At 47.0% G+C, this 3,777-nt stretch carries 2 protein-coding genes and 1 pseudogene; 1 reads left to right on the top strand and 2 read right to left on the bottom strand.

Annotated elements, in window-relative coordinates; translation table 11 throughout:
• Positions 1-67: 67 nt before the first annotated feature.
• Positions 68-1,382: pseudogene (locus QUA47_RS30360) on the bottom strand (IS4 family transposase).
• Positions 1,383-1,543: 161 nt separating this feature from the next.
• Here QUA47_RS30360 and QUA47_RS30355 point away from each other — a divergent pair.
• Positions 1,544-1,729: a DNA/RNA non-specific endonuclease gene (locus tag QUA47_RS30355; RefSeq protein WP_333433553.1), complete on the top strand. Its 186-nt coding sequence runs from the start codon at positions 1,544-1,546 to the stop codon at positions 1,727-1,729.
• A 607-nt stretch (positions 1,730-2,336) separates the two neighbouring features.
• Here QUA47_RS30355 and QUA47_RS30350 read toward each other — a convergent pair.
• Positions 2,337-3,281 (bottom strand): NAD(P)/FAD-dependent oxidoreductase, encoded by a 945-nt coding sequence (locus QUA47_RS30350; protein ID WP_333433552.1) that lies wholly within the window; start codon positions 3,279-3,281, stop codon positions 2,337-2,339.
• Positions 3,282-3,777 lie beyond the last annotated feature (496 nt).

Raw genomic sequence — 3,777 nt, 5'->3', positions numbered from 1 at the left:
TTTCTTGTTTTCTTGACCCTACATTAGATTCTTCTGAGTCCTTGTGTCAAGCCTAATTGAGATGCTCTTACCCTGCCGTTGTCAAGGGAATTTTCGGTGGTGGCTCAAAGAACAAGGGTTCCCCAGTGCGGACGGTCTGGGGAAAGGGAGCGATAATCAACTTAACCTTGGGTTTTCGTTGAGCTTTGACAATCCCTAAATCTCGATTTTCCGGAGCGGCAAAATACTTCACGGGGTCAGCAGCTAATCCCTTGTGATGAGCCACTTGAAAATGATACAGACCTCGATAAATCATCTCCAAAGAAATGCTCTCAAATTCCAGGGACATCTCGTCAGCCACGGCATCTCCTAAATCTACCAACAAGCCATAAAACAGCCAAGTTCCCCAAATCTGTAACTTGATGCCATTCAGGGAACCCGTCCATAAATAACTGAGTCCTAACAGCCGTTTTACTACGTTAAATGCCTCTTCAATCCGCCAGCGCCGTCGGTACAAATCCGCCACCACATAGGGGGGGAGAATGGCTGGGTCGAGTACAGAGGTCAGGTAAGAATGCCAGGTGTTCCCCGAACGCACTTCTATCAAACGTAAGGTGATAAATGGAGTCTTTTTCGTTCCCGAACCCAGACGCACTCGGCGGTCTCGCAGACTATAGCTGTTGGTCAACACGGCCTCGACTTGTATCGTCGCTCGTTTTTTGAGTCTGGTAATTAAATCCACGCCTTGTTCTCTCAATTGATGCCAAAATTGAAAGTGATAGAACCCTCTATCTAGTAGCAGTAAGGTCTGGGGTTTGACTAATGCTAACAGGTCTTTCTCCCAGGAGGTGTCCGAGGCTCTGGGATTTTCGTCAAATCCAATCTCGATTGGCAAGCGGGTGATTAAATCCATGACTACTGTCATCTTTCCGGCTAATTGACCTTTGGGGAGAGTTTCTAAACTTTTGAGTTTCCGAAATAGAGCTTCTAGGGTTGAACTGTCGGCGATCCAAATCTGCTCAAAGCAGCGACGGGCAAACTGTGTACTTTCGGGTTCAAGACGGCGAGTTCGTGAGCACCAAGCCTGTCTCAGATGAGGCAACAATTCTTTGAAAACTCTCTCGAATAACTCGGCCGTCCAGGTCAAAAATCTTTGAGAAAGAGCTTGTTGACTTACCTGTGTGGGGGGACATCATAAAAAACCTTCTCTTCCTAAGATGCGACTTAATTCCCGGACTCCTGCCACATCTCGCCACAGTAGAGTCAGGAGCGCTGCCACCATCAATGGTAGGTTGAGTATCCGGTCTCTCAACCCCAGTCGGCGGTAGTAATTTTCACAGGAAGGTAATGGCGGGTGTGACCAAGGCTTCGAGTTGGGCAGCGGCCACTTCGTCTTCGACCATCGGTCGTTGGCTGTTCTTGGCATGGTCTCTGTTGGTTTTTCGGTTTCGGCTCATGGGGACTCACTGTGCCTCAATGACTTGTCCCGTCTGAGTTTCACACATTTTTTCCCTCAAGGATAGTTCCCCCTTGACAAACCTCTTTTTTCCTTAACTTGTCACCAATGCCCGATGATTCCCTCCCAGATACTTGGTACAAAGTCCGCCCCAACGACTACACGGGAAGCGGCTACGACCGAGGACACATTGCACCGCCAGCAGATCGCACCCGCAACCAAGCGAATAACCACACTACCTTTTTAATCAGCAATATGATGCTCCAAGTGCCAGAACTCAACAGAAGTGTGTGAGCTGACTTGCCTAAATCCTGATTGGTATAGATTTGTTAAGCAACGATTGCATTGGACATTGCCTAACTTGAGAACTCCCGAACAATCAGAGCGCTGGAGTGATTTAATGCCATTGATGAGTTGGCAACTCTGGCTGGCTAGGGATTTAGTTCTGGAAAATCGACTTCTGCAGGCAATCTGCTACGATTAATTTAACTCCTGGACGTGTTGCCCAATCAATGTTGTCGGTTTTAGTTGACATTGGTACTCCCGCTACAGTGCCTAAACATAGGGGAAAATCCCCTGGTTGGGAAAAAGGAAAGGTACGTACTAAGGCACCGTGCTATCCCACTGTTAAAAAACGGGTTTCTCGACGGAAAAAGTCTTCAAAATTAGCTGTTTAATCTTCTACCTCTTGAGTTTTTGAGCAACAGCTTGCCTTCTGCTAAAAGGCTGCTACTTTTAGCAGCACTGATTTTTTAGTCTAAACTACAGTCAAGACATCATCTCGATTGGAGTAGTCCAGGTAGTGATCCGTTTCTACCTGTTTAGGTCTGGGATCGTTGTTGATTCTCATCAAGTTAACCTCCTAATGCAAGATGTTAGTTAAGATGCAGCAAGGAGCGAACTAAACCAAATTTTCTTCAGTCAAAGTGCGATTGATGGAAACGCCAGCGATCGTTCCACTCGTTACCGCTACGCCAATCTGTGAATAGGGGCTAGACGAATCACCCACCGCATAAATTCCAGGAATTGAGGTTTGCTTATTCTCATCTACTTGTACAATGTCATCGCTGCCAATTTCACAGCCTAACTGTGTGGCTAAATGGCTGCGCTGATATGATCGCGGACGCAGCAGTATACCGCGACGAGGCAGCACTTCATTGTTCGTAAAGACAATTCCGGTTAGTTTGCCATCTTGATGTTCGAGTCGAGCAATTTTTTCTTCGCGTATCTGAACGCCCCAATTTGATAACTGCTGTCGTTGCTCATCACTTAATTCAGCAGCACCATCGGAACAGAGCACTAAATCACGACTCCAACTGGTCAGCATGAATGTCATTTCAAGGGCTACCTCACCTTTGCCATAAATGGCTAAAGGTTGATCTCGCACTTCCCAACCATGACAGTAAGGACAGTGGAAAACGCTGCCACCCCAAAGTTCTGCAAATCCATCAATTGCCGGAAGCGTATCTTTCATACCCGTGGCTAACAGCAGTTTGCGCCCGATAAATTCTTTGCCATCGCTCAGGGTTATCTGAAAGTAATCGTCGAATTTTTCAGCATTGACCACTTCACCGACTTGAATTTCCACACCATCATAAGGATCTAATTGCTCCCGCCCAATTTGCAGCAGTTGTGCAGGTGAAATTCCATCTCTAGAAAAGAAACCATGAGCCGCATGAGCCTCTTGATTGCGTGGCTTTCCAGCATCGCAAACCAAAACCCGCTTGCACGCTCGTCCGAGCATCAGGGCAGCAGTCAACCCTGATGGACCGCCACCGACGATGATGACATCAAAAACATCCGTCCGTGAGTTAATGTTCATAGCTTGTTCTAATGTTGTTGGCATTGAGTTGGCAGTAAGAGAAAATTGAAACCTACCAGAAATTTCTGATGGCGATTCAGGTAGATGATCCGATCGTCCCTGCTACGCTCGACGAAAAGCTTGTCTTATTGATGCAGTATTTGCGATAGCGAAGCGCTGCTGCGTTAGCGGAGCGGCTCTGAAAGAGCTAGCGCAGATCCCACTCGGCAAGCTAAGAACTCCTCTGGCTCGATGCTTTTAGGCAATCAGGATATGGGAAATTTTATTCCATACTTCGTCGAAGCGATTTCAACAGCTTTTTCGATGTCGGCGGGACTAGGGGGGCGGTTTTGATTGCGCTCTTGTTCAGGGTTCATTGGCAGGTTCACTAGCTGACCTACTTCTGCAAAAAACTGCTCAGGTCCAGAAGGTGTAGCTATCGCTAGCACTTTAGCAGGCTTTGACCCAATACGGTTCAGTTAAGGGCTAGGCAGTGCTTAAAACAATAAATACAGGAGGATTCATTATTATTCCAGTACCT

Source organism: Microcoleus sp. MON2_D5, assembly GCF_036701905.1.
Lineage (GTDB): Bacteria > Cyanobacteriota > Cyanobacteriia > Cyanobacteriales > Microcoleaceae > Microcoleus.
The sequence above is the reverse complement of the archived record's forward strand: the minus strand, read 5'-3'. Positions and strand labels throughout refer to the sequence as shown.

What these genes read in the sequence shown, in the direction of transcription:
- QUA47_RS30355 (WP_333433553.1), top strand. Translation starts at nt 1,544, where the DNA reads ATGCCCGATGATTCCCTCCCAGATACTTGGTACAAAGTCCGCCCCAAC.
- QUA47_RS30350 (WP_333433552.1), bottom strand. Translation starts at nt 3,281, where the DNA reads ATGCCAACAACATTAGAACAAGCTATGAACATTAACTCACGGACGGAT.